At 57.9% G+C, this 23382-nt stretch carries 22 protein-coding genes; 13 read left to right on the top strand and 9 right to left on the bottom strand.

Annotated elements, in window-relative coordinates:
- Positions 1-46: 46 nt before the first annotated feature.
- Both pyrE and rph read right to left on the bottom strand, forming a co-directional pair.
- Entirely contained in the window at positions 47-688 is a 642-nt protein-coding gene (gene pyrE / locus ABLU96_RS06160; RefSeq protein WP_064406440.1) for an orotate phosphoribosyltransferase, read from the bottom strand.
- 64 nt (positions 689-752) lie between these two features.
- Positions 753-1469, bottom strand: coding sequence for a ribonuclease PH (gene rph, locus ABLU96_RS06155; protein WP_004106921.1), 717 nt, complete (start codon positions 1467-1469; stop codon positions 753-755).
- A 123-nt stretch (positions 1470-1592) separates the two neighbouring features.
- Between rph and ABLU96_RS06150 the strand changes: the two genes are divergently transcribed.
- Positions 1593-2456 carry a YicC/YloC family endoribonuclease gene (locus ABLU96_RS06150; protein ID WP_004126669.1) on the top strand — a complete coding sequence of 288 codons (864 nt, stop codon included), beginning with the start codon at positions 1593-1595 and terminating at the stop codon, positions 2454-2456.
- 73 nt (positions 2457-2529) lie between these two features.
- Here ABLU96_RS06150 and ABLU96_RS06145 read toward each other — a convergent pair whose 3' ends face one another.
- Positions 2530-3789: a chloride channel protein gene (locus tag ABLU96_RS06145; RefSeq protein ID WP_064406438.1), complete on the bottom strand. Its 1260-nt coding sequence runs from the start codon at positions 3787-3789 to the stop codon at positions 2530-2532.
- A 274-nt stretch (positions 3790-4063) separates the two neighbouring features.
- Here ABLU96_RS06145 and ABLU96_RS06140 point away from each other — a divergent pair, with 274 nt between their 5' ends.
- Positions 4064-4681, top strand: a complete 618-nt coding sequence (locus ABLU96_RS06140) for a trimeric intracellular cation channel family protein (protein WP_014227255.1) — start codon at positions 4064-4066, stop codon at positions 4679-4681.
- A gap of 5 nt (positions 4682-4686) precedes the next feature.
- Here ABLU96_RS06140 and ligB read toward each other — a convergent pair whose 3' ends face one another.
- On the bottom strand, positions 4687-6363 hold the full coding sequence (gene ligB / locus ABLU96_RS06135) for an NAD-dependent DNA ligase LigB (RefSeq protein ID WP_064406436.1): 1677 nt from the start codon (positions 6361-6363) through the stop codon (positions 4687-4689).
- Between the two features lie 257 nt (positions 6364-6620).
- Between ligB and gmk the strand changes: the two genes are divergently transcribed.
- From gmk to fpr, 7 genes are all read left to right on the top strand, one after another.
- On the top strand, positions 6621-7244 hold the full coding sequence (gene gmk / locus ABLU96_RS06130; protein WP_004126677.1) for a guanylate kinase: 624 nt from the start codon (positions 6621-6623) through the stop codon (positions 7242-7244).
- Between the two features lie 54 nt (positions 7245-7298).
- A complete protein-coding gene (gene rpoZ, locus ABLU96_RS06125; RefSeq protein ID WP_004106927.1) occupies positions 7299-7574 on the top strand; it encodes a DNA-directed RNA polymerase subunit omega in 276 nt (91 codons plus the stop codon).
- 18 nt (positions 7575-7592) lie between these two features.
- Positions 7593-9713, top strand: a complete 2121-nt coding sequence (gene spoT / locus ABLU96_RS06120; RefSeq protein ID WP_004855514.1) for a bifunctional GTP diphosphokinase/guanosine-3',5'-bis pyrophosphate 3'-pyrophosphohydrolase — start codon at positions 7593-7595, stop codon at positions 9711-9713.
- Between the two features lie 164 nt (positions 9714-9877).
- The gene (trmH, locus tag ABLU96_RS06115; RefSeq protein ID WP_064406434.1) at positions 9878-10567 is read left to right on the top strand and encodes a tRNA (guanosine(18)-2'-O)-methyltransferase TrmH; all 690 of its coding nucleotides are present in this window, start codon (positions 9878-9880) and stop codon (positions 10565-10567) included.
- A 2-nt stretch (positions 10568-10569) separates the two neighbouring features.
- Entirely contained in the window at positions 10570-12651 is a 2082-nt protein-coding gene (gene recG, locus ABLU96_RS06110; protein WP_348862393.1) for an ATP-dependent DNA helicase RecG, read from the top strand.
- Positions 12652-12704: 53 nt separating this feature from the next.
- The gene (gene glpX, locus ABLU96_RS06105; protein WP_014227259.1) at positions 12705-13715 is read left to right on the top strand and encodes a class II fructose-bisphosphatase; all 1011 of its coding nucleotides are present in this window, start codon (positions 12705-12707) and stop codon (positions 13713-13715) included.
- 96 nt (positions 13716-13811) lie between these two features.
- Positions 13812-14558, top strand: coding sequence for a ferredoxin--NADP(+) reductase (fpr, locus tag ABLU96_RS06100; RefSeq protein ID WP_064406430.1), 747 nt, complete (start codon positions 13812-13814; stop codon positions 14556-14558).
- On the opposite strand, the gene ABLU96_RS06095 is transcribed toward fpr, so the two are convergent.
- Positions 14559-14987, bottom strand: a complete 429-nt coding sequence (locus ABLU96_RS06095; RefSeq protein WP_004126694.1) for a DUF805 domain-containing protein — start codon at positions 14985-14987, stop codon at positions 14559-14561.
- Between the two features lie 112 nt (positions 14988-15099).
- Between ABLU96_RS06095 and ABLU96_RS06090 the strand changes: the two genes are divergently transcribed.
- The gene (locus tag ABLU96_RS06090) at positions 15100-15699 is read left to right on the top strand and encodes a DUF1454 family protein (protein WP_004855520.1); all 600 of its coding nucleotides are present in this window, start codon (positions 15100-15102) and stop codon (positions 15697-15699) included.
- 108 nt (positions 15700-15807) lie between these two features.
- Complete coding sequence (gene tpiA / locus ABLU96_RS06085; RefSeq protein WP_064406429.1) at positions 15808-16575, top strand: triose-phosphate isomerase; 768 nt, start codon at positions 15808-15810, stop codon at positions 16573-16575.
- A 111-nt stretch (positions 16576-16686) separates the two neighbouring features.
- Here tpiA and ABLU96_RS06080 read toward each other — a convergent pair whose 3' ends face one another.
- The 4 genes from ABLU96_RS06080 to zapB form a co-directional block, all read right to left on the bottom strand.
- Positions 16687-17991, bottom strand: a complete 1305-nt coding sequence (locus ABLU96_RS06080) for an SLC13 family permease (protein ID WP_233933054.1) — start codon at positions 17989-17991, stop codon at positions 16687-16689.
- A gap of 73 nt (positions 17992-18064) precedes the next feature.
- The gene (locus tag ABLU96_RS06075; protein WP_009652756.1) at positions 18065-18820 is read right to left on the bottom strand and encodes a CDP-diacylglycerol diphosphatase; all 756 of its coding nucleotides are present in this window, start codon (positions 18818-18820) and stop codon (positions 18065-18067) included.
- A 197-nt stretch (positions 18821-19017) separates the two neighbouring features.
- Positions 19018-20007 (bottom strand): sulfate ABC transporter substrate-binding protein, encoded by a 990-nt coding sequence (locus ABLU96_RS06070; protein ID WP_004126718.1) that lies wholly within the window; start codon positions 20005-20007, stop codon positions 19018-19020.
- A 151-nt stretch (positions 20008-20158) separates the two neighbouring features.
- Positions 20159-20404, bottom strand: a complete 246-nt coding sequence (gene zapB, locus ABLU96_RS06065; protein ID WP_009652751.1) for a septal ring assembly protein ZapB — start codon at positions 20402-20404, stop codon at positions 20159-20161.
- 442 nt (positions 20405-20846) lie between these two features.
- Here zapB and ABLU96_RS06060 point away from each other — a divergent pair, with 442 nt between their 5' ends.
- Both ABLU96_RS06060 and glpK read left to right on the top strand, forming a co-directional pair.
- A complete protein-coding gene (locus ABLU96_RS06060; protein ID WP_048262751.1) occupies positions 20847-21698 on the top strand; it encodes an MIP/aquaporin family protein in 852 nt (283 codons plus the stop codon).
- 21 nt (positions 21699-21719) lie between these two features.
- Positions 21720-23231 carry a glycerol kinase GlpK gene (gene glpK / locus ABLU96_RS06055; protein ID WP_004126722.1) on the top strand — a complete coding sequence of 504 codons (1512 nt, stop codon included), beginning with the start codon at positions 21720-21722 and terminating at the stop codon, positions 23229-23231.
- The last annotated feature ends 151 nt before the right edge of the window (positions 23232-23382 follow it).

Raw genomic sequence — 23382 nt, 5'->3', positions numbered from 1 at the left:
TTTGCCAGCAATCGACCCGACAGACCGTTGCCTGCCGGGCAGATGTTTATACGCCGTACGCTTCGCGATAGGCGCGAACGGCAGTCAGGTGTTCAGACATTTCCGGCTTCTCTTCCAGATAGCTAATCAGGTCTTTCAGCGTCACGATGGAAATTACTTTACAGCCGTAGTCGCGCTCAACTTCCTGAATCGCGGAGATTTCGCCGCGTCCGCGTTCCTGACGATCCAGAGAGATCAGTACGCCGGCCAGCTCAGCGCCGTTGGCCTGAATAATTTCCATCGATTCCCGAATCGCGGTGCCTGCGGTAATAACATCATCCACCAGCATAACGCGGCCCTGCAGCGCGCTCCCCACCAGATTTCCGCCCTCGCCGTGAGTCTTCGCCTCTTTGCGGTTAAAGCAGTAAGGCAGATCGCGGTCATGATGTTCCGCCAGCGCGACCGCCGTGGTCGTGGCGATAGGGATGCCTTTATAGGCCGGGCCGAACAGCAGGTCAAAATTAATCCCGGAATCCACCAGCGCTTCGGCGTAAAAACGGCCTAACAGAGCCAGATCGCGCCCGGTATTAAACAGGCCGGCGTTGAAGAAATAGGGGCTCTTGCGCCCGGATTTCAGCGTAAACTCGCCAAACTTAAGTACCTGCTTGTTAAGCGCAAACTCAATAAACTGGCGCTGATACGGTTTCATGGATTCGCTCCTCATCTTACTTTTCTACGGACAAAAAAAGGCGACTTCTCAGTCGCCTTAAAAACTAGTTTTGCAACGCCGCTTTCTGCGTCGTGACAATGGATTCGATACCCCCCCGGGCCAATGCCAGCAGGGTGAGGAGTTCTTCATGGGTGAACGGCTCGCCTTCCGCAGTACCCTGCACCTCAATGATGCGGCCATCTTCAGTCATCACCACGTTCATATCGGTTTCCGCCGCGGAATCTTCAACGTATTCCAGATCGCAAATCGCTTCGCCATTCACGATGCCTACGGAGACCGCCGCCACCATTCCTTTCATCGGGTTGGTTTTCAGCTTACCGGCCGCGACCAGCTTATTCAGCGCATCGGCCAGCGCCACGCAGGCTCCGGTGATAGACGCGGTACGGGTGCCGCCGTCTGCCTGCAGCACATCGCAGTCCAGAGTGATGGTGAACTCACCCAGCGCTTTCAGGTCAACCGCCGCGCGCAGCGCACGCGCGATCAGGCGCTGGATTTCCATGGTGCGTCCGCCCTGCTTACCTTTTGCGGCTTCACGCGCGTTACGCGTGTGGGTAGAACGCGGCAGCATGCCGTATTCGGCGGTGATCCACCCCTGGCCCTGGCCTTTCAGAAAGCGCGGCACGCCTTCATCAATAGAAGCGGTGCACAATACTTTCGTGTCACCAAATTCGACCAGCACGGAGCCTTCTGCGTGTTTTGTGTAGTTACGGGTCAGGGTTACTGGGCGCACTTGATTAGCGCTACGGCCTGCTGGACGCATGATGTTCTCCGGCTTGAAACGAATGTGGCTGCGCATTATACGGATAATGCGCGCTTATTCCTATCCTGATAAGGCCTCGAAAGCTATAATCCACCCCACTCTCCTTTAAAAACAGGAACGTCTATGATCCGCAGTATGACCGCCTACGCCCGGCGTGAAATCAAGGGTGAATGGGGTAGCGCCGCGTGGGAACTGCGCTCGGTAAACCAACGATATCTGGAAACCTACTTCCGCCTGCCGGAGCAGTTCCGTAGCCTGGAGCCCGTGGTGCGTGAACGTATTCGCTCCCGTCTGACCCGCGGTAAAGTCGAATGTACCCTGCGTTTTGAGCAGGACCCGAGCGCGCAGGGTGAGCTGATCCTTAACGAAAAACTGGCAAAGCAGCTGGTTAACGCCGCCAACTGGGTCAAAATGCAGAGCGACGAAGGCGAAATCAATCCGGTAGATATTCTGCGCTGGCCTGGCGTGATGTCGGCCCATGAACAGGATCTGGACGCCATTGCCGCCGAAATTCTGGGCGCGTTAAACGGTGCGCTGGATGACTTTATCGTCGCCCGCGAAACCGAAGGCCAGGCGCTGAAAGCGCTGATCGAACAGCGTCTCGACGGCGTAACGGCCGAGGTGGCTAAAGTACGTGCCCATATGCCGGAAATTTTGCAGTGGCAGCGCGAGCGTCTGGTTGCCAAGCTGGAAGATGCGGAAGTGCAACTGGAAAACAACCGCCTCGAGCAGGAGCTGGTGCTGATGGCGCAGCGTATAGACGTCGCCGAAGAGCTGGATCGTCTGGAAGCGCACGTGAAAGAGACGTGGAATATCCTGAAGAAGAAAGAAGCGGTCGGTCGCCGCCTCGACTTTATGATGCAGGAGTTCAACCGCGAGTCGAACACCCTGGCGTCTAAATCAATCAATGCCGAAGTGACGAACTCCGCCATTGAGCTGAAGGTGCTGATCGAACAAATGCGCGAGCAGATTCAGAACATCGAGTAACGGTTTTTCGCTCGCCAACCCACGCACGGACAAAAGGCCATGGTAAATCATGGCCTTTTATTTTCGCTGCGTTTCAGAAGGCGTAGTTCTTATCCAATATCCGGCAGGTTAAAAATGCCCCTGCGGCGCACAGCAGCGTGGGGGCCAGATAGCTGTGATCCATGTGGGTGAACTCCATCACCAGCGCGACCGCCGTTAGCGGCATCTGCATGGATGCGGCGAGAAACGCCGCCGCGCCGACGAGAGCAAAACTGCCGTAATCTCCGCCGGGAAGCAGCTGTTGCCAGAGCATACACAGCAGCAGGCTGGTCAGGCCGCCGACCGCCAGCCCCGGCGTCAGCAGGCCGCCCTCCGCGCCGCCGCGCAGCACCGCCAGAATCACCACCATTTTCAGCGCCATCAGCATCGCCGCCCTGGGGAAACCCAGTTCATCGCTGAGAGCCAGCTGCATAGGCCCTTTACCGTTTCCCGGAAGCTGGGGGAAATAGAGGCTGAGGACGGCAAGCAGGGAAAACGCCAGCAGACAGAAAACCGGCATCTGCCAGTTGCTTCGAACGCGCGAGCGGGCCGTGCTGGTCGCTTTGCGAAAGAGCCAGGCCCCGGCGCCAAGAATGGGGCCGGCGATAATCGCCCACCAGAGAAATGAATGCGGCAGGATGTCGGAAGTAAAATGGTATTGCGATTCCTCGCCTAACCCGAGCGTTGCCGTCCACGCGGCAATCGCCGAGGTGATAATCGCCGCCAGCGTTTTTTCCCAGCTAAACGACAGCAGCATTACCTCAAGGCTGAATAACGCACCGGCCAGCGGAACGTTATACACCGCCGCCAGGCCCGCACCGGCGCCGCAGGCAACCAGCGTTCGGGTTTCATCCGCCAGCAGTCCCAGCTTACGCGCCACCATCCCTGCCCCCAGCGCGCCCATTTCCCGCGGAGCGACTTCGCGGCCAAGCGGAGAGCCCAGCGCCACGGTGACGATCTGCAACAGGGCATGAATCGTTGTAGTACCCGCAGGCATTGCCACCGAAGGATTTGCCACCGCTGACGCTATTGAGACTCGCTTCTGCCCATAGCGCCCAAGGAGCCACCAGCCGAATCCTGCGATGGCTCCCCCCGCGACGATTGCCGAGAGGCGACGAGGCCAGGATGAATCCGTGACGCCCTGTAGAAATGACTCCGCGCTCACGATCTGCCCGGGGCTGTAGCCAAAGGCCAGGTGCTGAATCGCGTGTAAAATCAGCGCCAGAACCATGCCTGAGATGCCGGCAAGCAGCCCCGTCAGCACAACGGCAATCAGGCGGGTGAGATAGTTTTTATTGCCAGCTGCTGCAGTCATTTTCTCAGGCCCTGAAGGAGGAAAATAAAAGGATAAAGGTCGAGAGTTAAACAACAGGTATTCATCGCGTTTTCAATATCGATACGCATCGACGGCTTTCACATTACTTTTTATAATCACTAAAAATGAATAAATGACAAAGGAACCGTTAAATTCAGCCGATTTAAACCTATCGTGCATTAGTTTAATCAGGTTAAATTCATTCACTTTAGAAAATCTCAATCGTGATCTTGCGCACAAATCGTTAACCTTCCGCCATCACCGTGGGGGATTTATGCTGCTTCATATTCTTTATCTGATTGGGATTACGGCGGAAGCCATGACCGGCGCGCTGGCTGCCGGGCGCCGCCGTATGGATACGTTTGGCGTCATTATCATTGCCACCGCGACGGCCCTCGGAGGCGGTTCAGTGCGCGATATTCTGCTCGGCCACTATCCTCTGGGCTGGGTGCAGCACCCCGAGTACGTCATTATTGTCGCCATTGCTGCGGTCCTGACCACGATTGCCGCGCCGGTGATGCCGCATCTGCGCCGCCTGTTTCTGGTGCTTGATGCGCTCGGCCTGATCGTGTTCTCTATTATTGGCGCCCAGATCGCGCTGGATATGGGCCAGGGCCCGGTCATCGCCTCCATTGCCGCCGTCATCACCGGCGTTTTTGGCGGCGTGCTGCGCGATATGTTCTGCAAGCGTATCCCGCTGGTGTTCCAGAAAGAGCTTTACGCCGGAGTGTCATTCGCCGCCGCGATTTTATACATCGCGCTTCAGCATTACGTCAGCAACCACGATGTGGTGGTGATCTCCACCCTGCTGTTCGGCTTTACCGCCCGCATGCTGGCGCTGCGCTGGAAGCTGGGCCTGCCGGTATTTAACTACAACCATAGCGCACATTAATGCTTTCAGAATCCCGGAACGCGTTGCCCGCTTAGCCACTTCGCCAGTGCGGCAACATCCGGGTGATGTAAGAACGTCACCAGCTGCCGCGCTCTTTCCGCCCCGATCCCCGGCAGGTGCCGCCACTGCTCTTCGTTTCGCTCCTGCATCCGTTGCCAGTCATCCTCCTTCAGCCGGGCAAACGCCGTCTTCGGTATGGGGACTCCCATCGCCTGGATCCAGCGCAGAAAAGGCCGTTCGCGCGCAAGATTGAACTGGTGCCACAGCCTTTGCCCGCGCAGCGTCGAGACCCCCGGTATGGCTTGCAGCCGCTCCGGCGTAAACGCCAGCCATGAAAAGAGATGCTCCATGCTGCGCGCGTCATGCAGGGACCGCCATAGCGCTTCTCCCACGCCGTCAATATCGAGAACCGATCGGGATGAGAGCCAGACCAGCCGCGAAAGAAACTGTTCCGCACACTCGGGCGTGGCAAAATAGCAGGTTAAGGCATTGAAACGCGCCGCCGGTGGCTGGGGTTTATTACGCTGAGCCGTGCGCCAGACGACCGAATCGATGCGCGGTATTCCCTGTCCGGCAAGGCTGATTTGCAGCTGGTCGCCAATACCGATATCCAGATTGTACCAGCGGGATACCGAACCGACGCTCACCCGCTGCACGCGCTTATCGTCCAGCATCTGCGGCTCCAGATGCGCCACCACGGCTATTTTACCGCTGCGCCCAACGCTAAAGCTGATACGGCGAACCTCCATGACGCGTGAGGCGGGCGGGTATTTCCAGGCGATAACCCAATCGCCCTGACCCGGAACCCAGAAGCGCCCGGGAGATGCTTTTTCCCGCCGCACTACGACGCCATCGCTGGCAAAAGGCAGCGGTGAAGTGAACCAGCGCTGGCGCCACTGTTCAACCTGCTGCGCATCCGCGACAGGGTGCGAAAAAAGCGCGCTGTAAAGAAAGCCGCCCTGCCGCAGCAGCGCCAGCCGCTGTTTCATATCCTGCGGCCCATCGGGCCATGCCCAGATAAAGAGACCCAGCTGATTAAGATCCGCCGCAGCCTGCTGGCGCATCATCATGCCGGCAACTTTTGCCCGCGCGTTCATGCCGCCCATCTGCTTTTGCACGTGCCCCTCGCGGAGCAGGAACAGCTCACCCTGTAGAACGCTATTCGCCAGTACGCCGTCAGAGACTTTAGGCACGGAGGGGATCTGCAAGACCCTGGCCGTCCAGTCTTCCCCGGCCAGGCCATTACCCCGGCTTATCGCCTGGGTCAGACGCCCCTGCCGATACACGAGCGTGACCGCGACGCCATCAACTTTAGGCTGCACCCACAGGCCGGATTGACCGCGCATCCAGCGCGCCACGTCGGCTTGATTTGCCAGTTTACGCACGCCGGTGTGCGCCACCGGATGTCTGGCCTCCCCTTTTAGGGGAGGAGACGCGTCGTGAGCGGGAGCCTCGCCGGTGAAGCAGCGCCGCCAGTACGCCAGCCGCTCCGCAAGCTGGTCATAGACCTCATCACTTACCGTACTGCTCCCCTGCTGCCAGTAGGCGTTTTTCCATTCCGTTATCTGCTGGCTGAGACGTTCAATCTCCCGATCGGCCCTGGCCTGCGGCCACGCGGGGCAGGCTGCCTGCCCGTATCCCACCAGCATCCACAGCACCAGCGCCCAGACTCCATTTTGCATCGCGATGCCCTCCTGTTTTCTCGTCGCCGATTGTGCCGCAGGCGTATTTTCGTCCGCGAGGAGGGATTTTTAACGCTGCGAGCAGGCATCCAGGTTTTCTGCATTGTTTCTGCAACGCCCGGAGAAATCAGGGAAACGGCAAGCAAAATGAAAGAAAGAACGCAAAAAGTGTGACAGGGACTGCGTCACGCGGTGCCGCCGTGTATAATAGGCTCGTATGTAAGCTCTATTTCGACCACCACATACAAAAGACACTCATGGCTCAAGGCACGCTTTATATTGTTTCCGCCCCTAGCGGCGCGGGTAAATCCAGCCTGATTCAGGCTTTATTAAAAACCCAACCGTTGTACGACTCTCAGGTTTCTGTTTCGCATACCACGCGCGCTCCGCGCCCGGGTGAAGTGCACGGTGAACACTATTTCTTTGTGAATCACGACGAATTCAGGACGATGATTGGCAGAGACGCTTTTCTTGAACATGCAGAAGTCTTTGGCAACTATTACGGCACCTCGCGCGAAGCTATCGAGCAGGTACTGGCGACCGGCGTCGACGTCTTCCTTGATATCGACTGGCAGGGCGCGCAGCAAATCCGCAACAGAATGCCCGGCGCGCGCAGCATTTTTATCCTGCCGCCGTCAAAAGATGAGCTTGATCGTCGCCTGCGCGGCCGCGGTCAGGACAGCGAAGAGGTTATCGCAAAACGTATGGCGCAGGCAGTTGCAGAAATGAGCCATTACGCGGAGTATGATTACCTGATTGTGAATGATGATTTTGATACCGCACTGAGCGATCTGAAAATTATTATTCGCGCCGAACGTCTGCGCATGAGCCGCCAAAAGCAGCGACATGGCGCTTTAATCACCAAACTGTTGGCAGACTGAACCCACATTCAGTATCATGCCCAGTCATTTCTTCACCTGTGGAGCATTTTAAGTATGGCACGCGTAACTGTTCAGGACGCTGTAGAGAAAATTGGTAACCGTTTTGACCTGGTACTGGTCGCCGCGCGTCGCGCTCGTCAGATGCAGGTAGGCGGAAAGGATCCGCTGGTACCGGAAGAAAACGATAAAACTACCGTTATCGCACTGCGCGAAATCGAAGAAGGTCTGATCAACAACAAGATCCTCGACGTTCGTGAGCGCCAGGAACAGCAAGAGCAGGAAGCCGCTGAATTACAAGCCGTTACCGCTATTGCTGAAGGTCGTCGTTAATCACACTGCGGGTCGCCCTTGTATCTGTTTGAAAGCCTGAATCAGCTGATTCAAAACTACCTGCCCGAAGAGCAAATTAAACGTCTTCGGCAGGCTTATCTCGTTGCACGTGACGCTCACGAGGGCCAGACACGTTCAAGCGGTGAACCCTATATCACGCACCCGGTAGCGGTAGCCTGTATCCTGGCCGAGATGAAACTCGACCATGAAACGCTGATGGCCGCTCTGCTGCACGACGTGATAGAAGATACCCCCGCCACCTACCAGGACATGGAGCAGCTTTTCGGTAAAAGCGTTGCTGAACTGGTAGAGGGGGTGTCAAAACTTGATAAGCTTAAGTTTCGCGACAAGAAAGAGGCCCAGGCTGAAAACTTTCGCAAAATGATTATGGCGATGGTGCAGGATATCCGCGTCATCCTTATCAAGCTCGCTGACCGCACCCATAATATGCGCACGCTGGGCTCATTGCGCCCGGACAAGCGCCGCCGCATCGCCCGCGAAACGCTGGAAATCTACAGCCCTCTGGCGCACCGTTTAGGTATCCATCACATCAAAACCGAGCTCGAAGAGCTGGGCTTTGAGGCGCTGTATCCTAACCGCTACCGCGTCATTAAAGAGGTGGTTAAAGCGGCGCGCGGCAACCGTAAGGAGATGATTCAAAAGATCCTCTCCGAAATCGAAGGGCGCCTGCAGGAAGCGGGAATTCCCTGTCGCGTTAGCGGTCGCGAAAAGCATTTGTACTCCATCTACTGCAAGATGGTGCTCAAAGAGCAGCGCTTTCACTCGATTATGGATATCTACGCTTTCCGCGTGATTGTCCATGATTCCGACACCTGCTACCGCGTGCTTGGCCAGATGCACAGCCTTTACAAGCCGCGTCCGGGTCGCGTCAAAGACTATATTGCCATTCCAAAGGCGAACGGCTATCAATCTTTGCACACCTCGATGATCGGCCCGCACGGCGTCCCGGTTGAGGTACAAATTCGTACCGAAGACATGGACCAGATGGCGGAAATGGGGGTGGCGGCGCACTGGGCTTATAAAGAGCACGGCGGCGAGAGCAGCACCACGGCGCAAATCCGCGCCCAGCGCTGGATGCAGAGCCTGCTGGAGCTCCAGCAGAGCGCCGGTAGTTCATTTGAATTTATTGAGAGCGTAAAATCCGATCTGTTCCCGGATGAAATTTACGTTTTCACCCCGGAAGGGCGCATTGTCGAACTGCCCGCCGGCGCGACGCCGGTGGATTTCGCCTACGCGGTGCATACCGACATCGGCCATGCCTGCGTCGGCGCCCGCGTCGACCGCCAGCCGTATCCGCTGTCGCAGTCGCTCTCCAGCGGCCAGACGGTGGAAATCATCACCGCGCCGGGCGCACGTCCGAACGCCGCATGGCTGAACTTTGTCGTCAGCTCGAAAGCGCGCGCCAAAATTCGCCAGCTGCTGAAAAACCTTAAGCGCGACGACTCCGTAAGCCTCGGGCGCCGCCTGCTCAATCACGCCCTCGGCGGTAGCCGCAAGCTGGCCGAGATCCCGCCAGAGAACATTCAGCGTGAACTTGAGCGCATGAAGCTGACCACGCTTGACGATCTGCTGGCCGAAATCGGCCTCGGCAACGCCATGAGCGTCGTGGTAGCAAAAAACCTGCAGCAGGGTGAAACCACCGCCGTGCCTGTACAGCCAGCGCCTGTCGGCCATAATCATCTGCCGATTAAAGGCGCGGATGGCGTGCTGATCACCTTCGCCAAATGCTGCCGCCCGATCCCCGGTGACCCGATTATCGCGCACGTCAGCCCGGGCAAAGGCCTGGTTATTCACCATGAGTCCTGTCGTAACATTCGCGGCTATCAGAAAGAGCCGGAGAAATTTATGGCGGTCGAGTGGGACAAAGAGACAGCGCAGGAATTTATCACCGAAATCAAGGTGGATATGTTCAACCATCAGGGTGCCCTGGCGAATCTTACCGCGGCGATCAACACCGCGTCTTCCAATATTCAAAGCCTGAATACGGAAGAGAAAGATGGCCGCGTTTACAGCGCCTTTATTCGCCTTACCGCGCGCGACCGCGTGCATCTGGCGAATATCATGCGCAAAATTCGCGTCATGCCGGATGTAATAAAAGTCACCCGTAACCGAAACTAGCTCTTCCACAAAATCATTCGAATTGCGTCAAGGCGGCAAGCGAATGACAAATCTGCCGGGAGCAGATTTGAACGCTGCTTACAGCGGCCCGGTAAGGGGCAAGGCCCAGGAATGGGCTGCGTAATCCGCAGCGATTAAAGAGTCATTCGAAGGATGGAAGTATCATGAATTTACAGCGTTATGCGCGTATCTGCGAGATGCTCGCCAGGCGCCAGCCTGACCTGACAGTCTGCATGGAGCAGGTCCATAAGCCTCATAACGTCTCTGCGGTCATTCGTACCGCAGACGCCGTTGGCGTGCATGAAGTGCACGCCATCTGGCCCGGTAACCGTATGCGTACCATGGCCTCCGCGGCCGCCGGCAGCAATAGCTGGGTGCAGGTCAAAACCCACCGTACTATTGGCGAGGCCGTCACCCATTTAAAAGGCCAGGGCATGCAGATCCTGGCGACCCATCTCTCTGATAACGCCGTCGATTTCCGTGAAATCGACTATACCCGTCCCACCTGTATCCTGATGGGGCAGGAGAAAACCGGCATTACGCAGGAAGCGTTAGACCTGGCGGACCAGGACATCATCATTCCGATGATTGGCATGGTGCAGTCGCTGAACGTTTCCGTCGCCTCAGCGCTTATCCTCTACGAAGCCCAGCGCCAGCGGCAGAACGCCGGCATGTACCGGCGCGAGAACAGTATGCTGCCGGAAGAAGACCAGCAGCGTCTGCTGTTTGAAGGCGGCTATCCGGTGCTGGCGAAGGTCGCCAAACGCAAGGGACTTCCCTACCCCCACGTCAACGAGCAGGGCGAAGTCGAAGCCGATGCCGCGTGGTGGGCCACCATGCAGGCGGCGAAGTAATCATGCAGGGCCGTCTGCTGGATGCGGTGCCGCTCAATTCCCTGACGGGCGTTGGCGCGGCCCAGAGCAGTAAGCTGGCAAAAATCGGCCTGCATACGGTACAGGATCTGCTTCTGCACCTGCCGCTACGCTACGAAGACCGCACCCATCTGTATCACATCGGCGAACTGCTGCCCGGCGTTTACGCCACCGTTGAAGGCGAAGTCCTCAACTGCAACATCACTTTCGGCGGCCGCCGGATGATGACCTGCCAGATAAGCGACGGCTCCGGCATCCTCACCATGCGCTTTTTTAACTTCAGCGCGGCGATGAAAAATAGCCTGGCAACCGGGCGCCGCGTGCTGGCCTACGGTGAGGCGAAGCGCGGTAAGCACGGGGCGGAGATGATCCATCCGGAATATCGGGTTCAGGGCGACATGAGTACCCCTGATTTACAGGAAACGCTGACCCCGGTATATCCCACCACTGAAGGCATCAAGCAGGCTACGCTGCGTAAGCTCACCGACCAGGCGCTGGAGCTGCTTGAAACCTGCGCGATCGCCGAGCTACTGCCGCCTGAGCTGGCGCAGGGGATGATGAGCCTGCCGGACGCCTTGCGCACGCTGCATCGCCCGCCGCCCACGTTACAGCTTAGCGAGCTGGAAAGCGGCAAACATCCGGCTCAGCGGCGCTTAATCCTGGAAGAGCTGCTGGCGCATAACCTCAGCATGCTGGCGCTGCGGGCAGGCGCTGAGCGCTACCACGCCCTCGCGCTCAGCGCTAACGACACGCTAAAAGATAAGCTGCTGGCCTCCCTCCCCTTTACGCCGACCGGCGCGCAGGCGCGCGTCACGGCTGAAATCGAGCGCGATATGGCGCTGGACGTGCCGATGATGCGTCTGGTGCAGGGGGACGTGGGCTCCGGTAAAACCCTGGTCGCCGCGCTTGCCGCCCTGCGCGCCATCGCCCACGGCAAACAGGTAGCGCTGATGGCGCCGACCGAGCTGCTGGCTGAACAGCACGCCAATAACTTCCGCAGCTGGTTCGAACCGCTGGGCGTTGAGGTGGGCTGGCTGGCTGGCAAACAAAAAGGCAAAGCGCGCCTGGCGCAGCAGGAGGCTATCGCCAGCGGACAGGTACAGATGATTGTCGGCACCCACGCCATCTTTCAGGAGCAGGTCCAGTTTAACGGCCTCGCGTTGGTGATTATCGACGAGCAGCACCGTTTTGGCGTCCATCAGCGGCTGGCGCTGTGGGAGAAAGGGCAACAGCAGGGATTTCACCCGCACCAGCTGATTATGACCGCCACGCCGATTCCGCGCACCCTGGCGATGACCGCATATGCCGACCTCGACACCTCGGTCATCGATGAACTGCCGCCGGGCCGAACGCCGGTTACGACGGTGGCCATTCCGGATACGCGACGCAGCGATATTATTGACCGCGTACGTCACGCCTGCACTCACGAAGGTCGCCAGGCCTACTGGGTTTGTACGCTGATTGAAGAGTCGGATCTGCTGGAAGCTCAGGCGGCGGAAGCCACCTGGGAAGAGCTGAAGCTCGCGCTGCCGGAGCTGAATATCGGCCTGGTGCACGGGCGTATGAAATCCGCCGAGAAGCAGGCGGTAATGAGCGCGTTCAAGCAGGGCGAGCTGCATCTGCTGGTCGCCACCACGGTGATTGAAGTCGGCGTGGACGTGCCCAACTCCAGCCTGATGATCATCGAAAACCCGGAGCGTCTGGGGCTGGCGCAGCTGCACCAGCTCCGAGGGCGCGTCGGGCGCGGTGCGGTAGCCTCCCACTGCGTGCTGCTCTATAAATCGCCGCTGTCAAAAACCGCCCAGAAGCGCCTGCAGGTTCTGCGCGATAGCAATGACGGTTTCGTCATCGCCCAAAAAGACCTGGAAATTCGCGGCCCCGGCGAGCTGCTCGGCACCCGTCAGACCGGCAACGCTGAATTTAAAGTCGCGGACTTATTGCGCGATCAGGCCATGATCCCGGAAGTTCAGCGCATCGCCCGCCATATTCACGAACGCTATCCCCAGCAGGCACAGGCGCTGATAGAGCGCTGGATGCCGGAAACCGAACGCTATTCCAACGCGTAGCGCGAATGTCATCTCGCCACGCTGCGCATAATTTTTATTCAGATGAGTGGATTATGAAACGAGAACTGGCCATCGAATTTTCGCGCGTCACCGAAGCCGCCGCGCTGGCAGGCTACAAATGGTTAGGCCGCGGTGATAAAAATACCGCCGACGGCGCCGCCGTCAACGCCATGCGCATTATGCTCAACCTGATCAACATCGACGGCACTATCGTGATTGGCGAAGGCGAAATCGACGAAGCGCCGATGCTGTACATTGGCGAGCGCGTCGGTACCGGCCACGGCGATGCGGTAGATATCGCCGTCGATCCCATCGAAGGCACCCGCATGACGGCGATGGGCCAGGCGAACGCGCTGGCGGTCATGGCGGTAGGCGATAAGGGCTGTTTCCTGAATGCGCCAGATATGTACATGGAAAAGCTGATTGTCGGCCCGGGAGCGAAGGGCACCATCGATCTGAACCTGCCGCTGGCGGAGAACCTGCATAACATCGCCCGCGCGCTGAATAAGCCGCTGAGTGAATTAACGGTCACCATCTTAGCCAAGCCGCGCCATGACGACGTCATTGTTGAGCTGCAAAAGCTGGGCGTGCGCGTGTTCGCCATCCCCGACGGCGACGTTGCCGCCTCTATTCTGACCTGCATGCCGGACAGCGAAGTTGACGTCATGTACGGTATCGGCGGCGCGCCGGAAGGCGTCGTTTCCGCTGCGGTGATCCGCGCGCTGGACGGCGATATGAACGGCCGTCTGCTGGCGCGTCACCACGTGAAGGGCGACAGCGAAGAGAACCGCCGCATCGGCGAAAACGAGCTGGCACGCTGTCAGGCGATGGGCATTGAAGCAGGCAAAGTGCTGCGCCTGGACGATATGGCGCGCAGCGACAACGTGGTTTTCTCGGCAACCGGCATCACCAAGGGCGATCTGCTGGACGGTATCACCCGTAAAGGCAATATGGCCACCACCGAAACCCTGCTGATCCGCGGTAAATCCCGCACTATCCGCCGTATTCAATCGATTCATTATCTCGATCGCAAAGACCCGGATATTCAGCTGCACATCCTGTAAAAACATTTGATCAATAGAGCTTTCCAGCCTTTTCGGGCTGGAAATCTGCTCTCGTCGCGGTGAAGATACGTTAACAGGATTGAGAGGAGAGTCGCTATGGCAAACTGGGTTACGGGCAAAGTGGTAAAAGTACAGAACTGGACTGATGCACTGTTTAGCCTCACCGTTCACGCGCCGGTTGCGCCCTTCACCGCTGGGCAGTTTGCCAAACTGGGGCTGGACGTAGACGGAGAACGCGTGCAGCGCGCCTATTCCTACGTCAACGCCCCCAGCAACCCCGATCTTGAGTTCTATCTGGTGACGGTTCCGGAGGGCAAGCTCAGCCAGCGGCTGGCGGCTCTGAAGCCGGGCGATGAAGTCCAGGTGGTCAGCGAAGCCGCCGGTTTCTTCGTGCTGGAAGAGGTACCGGATTGCGACACCCTATGGATGCTCGCCACCGGCACGGCGATTGGCCCGTACCTGTCGATTCTGGAAGAAGGGAAGGACCTGGATCGCTTTAAAAACCTGGTACTGGTGCACGCCGCGCGCTATGCCGCCGACCTCAGCTATCTGCCGCAGATGCAGGCGCTGGAAGCGCGCTATGCGGGCAAACTGCGCATCCAGTCGGTCGTGAGCCGGGAAACCGCGCCGGGCATGCTCACGGGACGTATCCCGTTCCTGATTGAAACCGGCGCGCTGGAAGAGGCCGTCGGCCTGCCGATGAACGCCGAGAGCAGCCACGTCATGCTGTGCGGTAACCCGCAGATGGTGCGCGACACCCAGCAGCTGCTGAAAGAGACCCGGCAGATGAGCAAGCACCTGCGTCGCCGGCCGGGTCATATGACCGCCGAACACTACTGGTAATCAGGATTCCGCTTTCCAGCGCACGTCCAGCGTCTCTTTACCAAACTTATTCGCGCCCTGGGTACCGACAAACGCGCCCAGGTCGATCAGCATCATGACGATAATCAGCGTCGGTATAAACCGCCCGACGCCCCACTGCCAGACCCCAGGCAGCATCGACCAGTTGCCCGCCAGCAGCATCCACGCCAGAATCATCAGCAGCGCCCAGAGCCCGGATTTACCCCGATCGTGCAGGCGTTTAATGGTCACCGCCGCCGTCGGCCACAGCAGGCACACCAGAATAAAAGCCGCCGTCTGTAAATTGAGAAGGTTACTACCGGCCAGCGTGAACAGCGCGCTCATGGTCATTATCCAGATAGCGATCCAGATCCAGAAGTCGCGACGTCCAATCCGCCCTTTAATTGAGAATAGCCACTGCTGTAGGGTCATGTTTTATTCCTTATCATCATCACCGACGTAGTTTACCCTGAAGGCGTGACTTTTTGACAAGCGTGACGGTTCTCGTTTTAATCGTCAGCAGATAAAAAAAGGGAAGATGGGCATGAAGAAGTGGGCAACCTTATGTTTAATTGGGCTGGCGGCATTATCCGTCGGCCAAAAAGCGTTGTCCGCCGAGTCAGACGCCAGCGCTACGGCGCCCTATCTTCTCTCCGGCGCGCCGGCCTTTGATATTTCCATCAGCGAGTTTCGGGAAAAATTCAACAACGATAACCCGAAGCTATCGCTCAATGAATTTCGCGCCGTCGCCGCCAGCAAAGACCAGGCAAACCTGACCCGCGCCGCCACGAAGATCAATGAGAACCTTTACGCGTCGACCGCGCTTGAACGCGGCACGCTCAAAATTAAATCGATGCAGATCACCTGGCTACCGATTCAGGGGCCGCAGCAGAAAGCGGCGAAAGCGAGAGCCCAGGAGTATATGAGCGCCGTGATGCGCGCGTTCGTACCCACGCTCAGCCTGACGCAAAGCCAGCAGAAGCTGCAGAAACTGCTGACCGCCGGAAAAGGCAAACGTTACTTCTCCGAAACGGAAGGTGCTGTGCGCTATGTGGTGGCGGACAACGGCGAAAAGGGGCTGACCTTCGCTGTTGAACCGATTAAGCTGGCGCTATCTGAAACGCTGGAAAACAACAATAAATGACAAAAAGCAAAGCCTTTCCAGTGATGAATCTCTATACTGTTTCACAGACCATGCTGCCCGCGGGGGCGGCTATATTCCTTAATTCGCTTTAAAGCGTGGAGAATAAAAATGCGACATCCTTTAGTGATGGGTAACTGGAAACTGAACGGCAGCCGCCACATGGTAAACGAACTGGTCGCGAACCTGCGTACCGAACTGGCTGGCGTAACCGGCTGTGCAGTTGCCATTGCTCCGCCTGAGATGTACATCGACCTGGCTAAACAAGCCGCTTCGGGCAGCCACATTCACCTGGGCGCGCAGAACGTTGACCTGAACCTGTCCGGCGCGTTCACTGGCGAAACCTCTGCCGAAATGCTGAAAGACATCGGCGCTGAATACATCATCATCGGCCACTCCGAGCGCCGTACCTACCACAAAGAGTCCGACGAGTTTATCGCCAGGAAATTCGCGGTACTGAAAGAGCAGGGTCTGATCCCGGTTCTGTGCATCGGTGAAACCGAAGCGGAAAACGAAGCGGGCAAAACGGAAGAAGTGTGCGCGCGTCAGATCGACGCCGTTCTGAAAACCCAGGGCGCGGCGGCGTTCGAAGGCGCAGTTATCGCTTATGAACCCGTATGGGCGATCGGTACCGGCAAATCCGCTACCCCGGCTCAGGCTCAGGCTGTACACAAATTCATTCGCGACCACATCGCTAAAGCCGATGCGAAAGTGGCTGAACAAGTGATCATCCAGTACGGCGGTTCCGTTAACGCGGGCAACGCAGCAGAGCTGTTCACCCAGCCGGACATCGACGGCGCGCTGGTTGGCGGCGCATCCCTGAAAGCTGACGCTTTCGCGGTGATCGTTAAAGCAGCAGAAGCCGCGAAAAAAGCGTAATTCGCTTTAAAGGCTATCCCCGGTCGCGCTTCGCAACCGGGGCTACTGACCAGAAATCTGCAATATTTGTAGCCCGGCTCAGCACAGCGCAAGCCGGGTTTTTTTACCTCGCTACAGTTTCCCCAACGCCTGATACCACAGGTAGTCCAGCGGCAGCAGAATCAAATAGCTTACCGCCGCCAGCGCAATACACAGCAGCATTCCCGCCCGCGCAGGCACTTTCCCTAGCCCCATCGCCACGATAATCGGTGACGCCTGATACGGCAGCAGCGGCGTGGAGTACCCCAGCACCTGAATCATAATCACGCTCAGCAGCGGGAAGCCGGTCGCATCGGAGAAGCTCTGCGCGAAGGTGGTATACAGCGCCGGTACGCCGTTAGCGGTCATGATAAAGTTCAGCGCGCTGGTAATGCCGGTCAATGCCAGAAAGCTGGTGAACGGACTCTCTTTATCCAGCGGCATAATCTGCAGCAGGGCATTCCCCACCACGCCGCCGATACCGGTTTGCGTCACGGTGATAGCCAGCCCCAAAATCCCGGCGACGTAAATACAGGTGCGGATATTCACGCCGCTGGAAAACTCCTCGCCGCTGATAAAACCGACCCGCGGCAGCAGCGTTATCACCGTCGCCGCCAGCCCCGTCCAGGCCGGCCCCACGCCGTGCCAGCTCTCCGTCACCCAGAGCGTCAGCACTACCACCAGCAGCCACGCCAGGCGCTTCTCATCGCGGCTCATCGGCGGCAGCGGCGTCATGTCGCGCGGCGGGTGCGGTTTTCCGGGAAACAGCCAGCATATCAGGGCGATCAGCACAGCCCCTTTGAGCCAGCCGAGCACAGGCGTATGCAGCAGTAAATAGGGAAGATAATTCAAATGGATACCATACGATCCCTCCGCCGCGCCGCTCATCACCAGATTCGGGACGTTGGCGGGCAGGATGGTGGCAGACAGCTGGAAGGTCCCGAACCCCACTGCCAGTGCCAGGCCAAACCACGGGCGCGTCCCCTCTTCAATGCCGGCACGCCTGGCCATTGCCGCCACAATCGGCATCAGCAGCGCGATACGCCCCATATTGGACGGCATCACAAACGCCAGCGCATAGCTGAGCAGCACCACGCTGCCGACCATCAGCGGCCAGGAGTCGGTCAGCCGCGACGAGAGCGACCGGGCCGCCCTGTCCGCCAGCCCGGTTTTGCGTATGGCGATCCCCAGCACAAAGCCGCTGAACACCAGCCAGAAGGCCGAGGAAGCAAAGCCGCCAAAAATCACCTCCGGCGGCGCGATTTTGGCGATCATCGCTGCGGCAAAAAACAGCAGCGCGGTCATAAACTCCGGCAGTAGCGAAGTCGCCCAGAGGAGAATAGTGATGCCGACGATGATAGAAGGAAGGAACAGAGGGTGGGACAACCAGAGCGACATACCTGTCTCCTGTCGATTTTTTCAGCAAGAATACGACGGACGATAAGACAGGTAAACGCCAGATATGGTGGGGTTATTGCAGGATTGCGCAGCTGTGATCCTGAATCTCTTCCGCCGATGCGCGATTAAGCGTTAGCAGGTTACGCTCGGTCGCCAGCAGCACCAGTGAGCCATCGCTCTGCTTTGCCATCGCCAGCGCAAAACGGCCCATATGTTCACGCGCTTCCGGCACCTCTTCGGCCAGCATCAGGAACGGGCTGCGCTGCGCCAGCTCCGTTTCAGTGACCCGACGCGCCAGATATTCGTGGCCCAGTAGTCCACCGGGCAGCGGCAACCAGCGGCTGCTGATTGCGGGCGCGTCCTTGTCCAGCTGGGTACGGACATCGGGACGCAGGCAGGAGATATGGATATGGAAATGATTTTGCGTGCGTCCGCTGCGCGAGTTGATGGTCAAGGAGACCGCGTCATCCGATACGGCGGAACCACGATGCTGGCTCATGATTTCGCGCCCCTGCCAGGCCTGCCAGAAGAAGTTCGGCGTCAGGGGATTAAGCAGCAGCGGACTTTCGGTGCCGTTAATACGGTAAGTCGGCATCAGCAGATACTGCAGCGGGCCATTGCGGTCTTTAAACAGCACATAGCCGCCCTTGAGGTTCACTTCCGCACAGGGCGCGGGATTCTGGTGCTGCTGTTGATTGGGGACGCACTGTTGCAGAACAATTTTGCGCAACGCATCAGGGTTGCCGGAATGAAGCCAGTAGTAGCCGCCGGCCATCGCCGCCACAACGACCACCAGCAGCGCTAATAAAAGGTATCGTACTCTTCGCATTATTTTTTCCTGTCTCAGCCAGAAACGGAAGAGTAACGCAGTTTGATGACCAAATGAAAACAGGAAGAGGTTCGGTGTGTTTTCCCGGAGGCGGCGCTACCAGACTTCTCAGCCCCGGGTCGCGGCTTACGCCTGTCCGGGCGACAAGAGTTGTATCCCCGCTAAGCGCAGCGCAAGCGGGGATAAGGGGAGGCTATTTAACGCTGGTTGATCTGGTCGAAGGTGCCGCCGTTGGAAAAGTGCTCTTTCTGCGCTTTCGTCCAGCCGCCAAACACGTCATCGATGGTGAACAGCTTCAGTTTCGGGAACTCATTCGCGTATTTTTTCGCTATCTCAGGATCGCGCGGACGATAGAAGTTCTTCGCCGCAATCTCCTGGCCTTCCGGCGAGTAGAGGTACTTCAGATACGCTTCCGCCACCTGGCGAGTGCCCTTCTTGTCGACCACTTTATCCACCACGGAAACCGTCGGCTCGGCGAGAATCGATTCGCTCGGGGTCACGATCTCAAATTTGTCTTTACCCAGTTCGTTGGTCGCCAGCAGGGCTTCGTTTTCCCAGGCAATCAGCACATCGCCGATCCCACGTTCCACGAAGGTGTTGGTCGCGCCACGGGCGCCGGAATCCAGTACTTCGACGTTCTTAAACAGCGCTTTTACGAACTCTTGCGCCTTCGCCTGATCGCCATTGTTCTGGTGCAGGGCATAGCCCCATGCCGCCAGATAGTTCCAGCGCGCGCCGCCGGAGCTTTTCGGGTTCGGGGTAATCACCGACACGCCCGGTTTAATCAGATCGTTCCAGTCGTGAATCTGCTTCGGGTTGCCTTTGCGTACGAGGAACACAATGGTTGAGGTATACGGCGCGGAGTTATCCGGCAGACGCTTCAGCCAGTTTTTGTCGATTCGGCCACGCTCGGCAATCGCATCGACGTCATAGGCCAGCGCAAGGGTCACCACGTCGGCTTCAATGCCGTTGATCACCGAGGTCGCCTGTTTGCCGGAGCCGCCGTGGGACTGACGAATCACCACGTTGTCGCCGGTTTCTTGTTTCCAGTGCGCGCTAAAGGCTTTGTTGTACTGTTCGTACAGCTCGCGCGTTGGATCGTAAGAAACGTTTAATAGTTGAATGTCTTTTGCCAGAACGCTGGCGGATGCCAGCAACAGAGTTAACCCCACGCCCCACTTATTCATCGCACCGCTCTCTTTATGTAGTGTTGTGATGGATTAAGCGTGCCAGAAAGCGGACTGATGATTAAAGAATAAAAAAAGATTGGCTATAACTTGTGAGTATATAGAGCGGGGGAGAGTTTGCCCCCTCCCGAACGGGAGGGGGCGGGAAGCATCAGACTTCTTCCATGCGGCCCAGCAGCGCCTGCAGACGATCCTGCCAGCCCTGCTGCTGTTCTTTCAGCTGACCGTTTTCACGCTCAAGCTCTTCACGGCTGTGCTGAGCGCTCTGTACTTCCTGCGCCAGCGTGTTGTTCTTCTCTTTCAGCTCTTCGATTTCCATCTGTAACAGAGTGATGGTATCAATCGCCTGCTGAACTTTAGATTCTAATTTCTCAAACACTTCTAATGACATCGTCATACCTCTCCTGAACTTGCAAGGCGTTGATAGAAACCGTCCGTTTCGTATACGCGTTGACGCCTTAACGAAAATTAGCGCACTACAGTGGTGATGTAGTCGATTGTATGAAGCCCCGCCTCCCCTGTCCAGCGACAACCCGCGTAGATTGCGGTTTGCAACACTTTTCAGCCTTTACCTGGTCCGTTCGCCGCTTTTACCCGGTACTTTTTCGTAATTGTTAATCAACACGTAAAAAAATGTGCGGTGAAACGCTCCCGCAAAAGGCCGAACACGCGTTTATGGCGCGAAAACGCTCATTTTCTTGACGTGGTACACACATTTGAATTTCGATATTTCTCGTTTTTGTTCGTTAACGATAAATTAACACTATGCCTACATGGCAGCGTGGTCGCCTGCGACCTTCACACATACAATAATCATCACTACGCTTCAGGATTCGATTATGAGCCAAACATCAACACTAAAAGGCCAGTGCATCGCAGAGTTCCTCGGTACCGGGTTGTTGATCTTTTTCGGCGTTGGGTGCGTCGCTGCGCTTAAGGTCGCGGGAGCCAGCTTCGGTCAGTGGGAAATCAGCATCATCTGGGGTCTGGGCGTCGCCATGGCGATTTACCTGACCGCAGGGGTTTCCGGTGCGCACCTTAACCCGGCGGTCACCATCGCGCTGTGGCTGTTCGCCTGCTTTGACGGTCGTAAAGTTGTTCCATTTATCGTTGCGCAATTCGCTGGCGCCTTTTGCGCTGCGGCTTTAGTTTACGGGCTTTATTACAATCTTTTCTTCGATTTCGAACATACCCACAATATGGTGCGCGGTAGCGTCGAAAGTCTCGAGCTGGCAGGCATTTTCTCCACCTATCCGAATCCGCATATCAATTTTGTGCAGGCCTTCGCGGTAGAAATGGTGATTACCGCTATCCTGATGGGCGTCATTCTGGCGCTGACCGACGATGGTAACGGCGTGCCGCGTGGCCCGCTGGCGCCGCTGCTGATTGGTCTGCTGATCGCCGTCATCGGCGCATCCATGGGCCCGCTGACCGGCTTCGCCATGAACCCGGCGCGTGATATCGGACCGAAAGCCTTCGCCTGGCTGGCAGGCTGGGGCAACGTCGCCTTCACCGGCGGCAAAGATATTCCTTATTTCCTGGTGCCGCTGTGTGCGCCAATCGTCGGTGCTGCGCTGGGCGCATTCTGCTACCGCAAGCTGATTGGCCGCCACCTGCCTTGCGACACCTGCGTCGTCGAAGAGAAAGAAGCCGCATCCCACTCTACGACGCAACACAAAGCTTCGCTGTAATCTGACTACGGGACTCATACTATGACCGACAAAAAATATATCGTAGCGCTCGACCAGGGCACCACCAGCTCCCGCGCCGTGGTAATGGATCACGATGCCAATATCGTCAGCGTTTCTCAGCGAGAATTCGAACAAATTTATCCGCGTCCAGGCTGGGTTGAACACGACCCGATGGAGATCTGGGCATCGCAAAGCTCTACGCTGGTCGAAGTGCTGGCAAAAGCCGATATCAGCTCCGATGAAATCGCGGCGATCGGCATCACCAACCAGCGTGAAACCGCCATCGTCTGGGAGCGCGAAACCGGAAAGCCGATTTATAACGCCATCGTCTGGCAGTGCCGCCGTACCGCCGAGATCTGCGAACAGCTCAAGCGCGACGGCATGGAAGAGTACATCCGCAAGGCCACCGGCCTGGTGGTTGACCCCTACTTCTCCGGCACCAAAGTGAAGTGGATCCTCGACCACGTCGAAGGCGCGCGCGAACGCGCTAAACGCGGCGAGCTGCTGTTCGGCACCGTAGACACCTGGCTTATCTGGAAAATGACCCAGGGACGCGTTCACGTAACCGACTACACCAACGCCTCGCGTACCATGCTGTTTAATATCCACGAGCTGGACTGGGACGACAAAATGCTCGACGCGCTGGATATCCCGCGCGCCATGCTGCCGGAAGTGCGCAAATCTTCCGAAGTGTACGGCCAGACCAACATCGGCGGTAAGGGCGGGACGCGTATTCCGATCGCCGGCATCGCGGGCGACCAGCAGGCGGCGCTGTTCGGCCAGCTGTGCGTGAAAGAGGGGATGGCGAAAAACACCTACGGTACCGGCTGCTTTATGCTGATGAATACCGGCGAGAAAGCGGTGACGTCAACGCACGGCCTGCTGACGACTATCGCCTGCGGCCCGCGCGGTGAGGTGAACTATGCGCTGGAAGGCGCGGTGTTTATGGCTGGCGCCTCTATTCAGTGGCTGCGCGATGAGATGAAGCTGATTAGCGACGCGTTCGATTCCGAATATTTCGCCACCAAAGTGAAGGATACCAACGGCGTGTACGTCGTTCCGGCGTTTACCGGCCTCGGCGCCCCGTACTGGGACCCGTATGCCCGCGGCGCGATCTTCGGCCTGACCCGCGGCGTGAACTCCAACCATATTATTCGCGCCACCCTGGAGTCGATTGCCTATCAGACCCGCGACGTGCTGGAAGCGATGCAGGCTGACTCCGGGATCCGTCTGCACGCCCTGCGCGTTGACGGCGGCGCGGTCGCCAACAACTTCCTGATGCAGTTCCAGTCCGATATTCTCGGCACCCGCGTGGAACGCCCGGAAGTCCGCGAAGTCACCGCGCTGGGCGCAGCCTATCTGGCCGGTCTGGCGGTCGGTTTCTGGCAAAACCTGGATGAACTGCAGGAGAAAGCGGTCATCGAACGCGAGTTCCGTCCGGGGATTGAAACCACCGAGCGTAACTATCGCTACAGCGGCTGGAAGAAGGCGGTAAAACGCGCGCTGGCGTGGGAAGAGCACGACGAAGCGTAAGAGGAGGTATTCCCGGGTTGCGGCGTAAACGCCTTACCCGGGCTACCGCCCGCAGACTGCACACCCCGTAGCCCGGCTAAGCGCAGCGCGAGCCGGGGGGGGAAACCGCGTCGATGTATAAATCCCGGGGTATCCCCGGGTTGCGGCGTAA

Origin of the sequence: Klebsiella sp. CN_Kp106, assembly GCF_040064575.1 — a bacterium.
In the GTDB taxonomy this organism is placed as follows: domain Bacteria; phylum Pseudomonadota; class Gammaproteobacteria; order Enterobacterales; family Enterobacteriaceae; genus Klebsiella; species Klebsiella michiganensis.
This window is presented reverse-complemented; position numbering and strand designations above follow the sequence as displayed.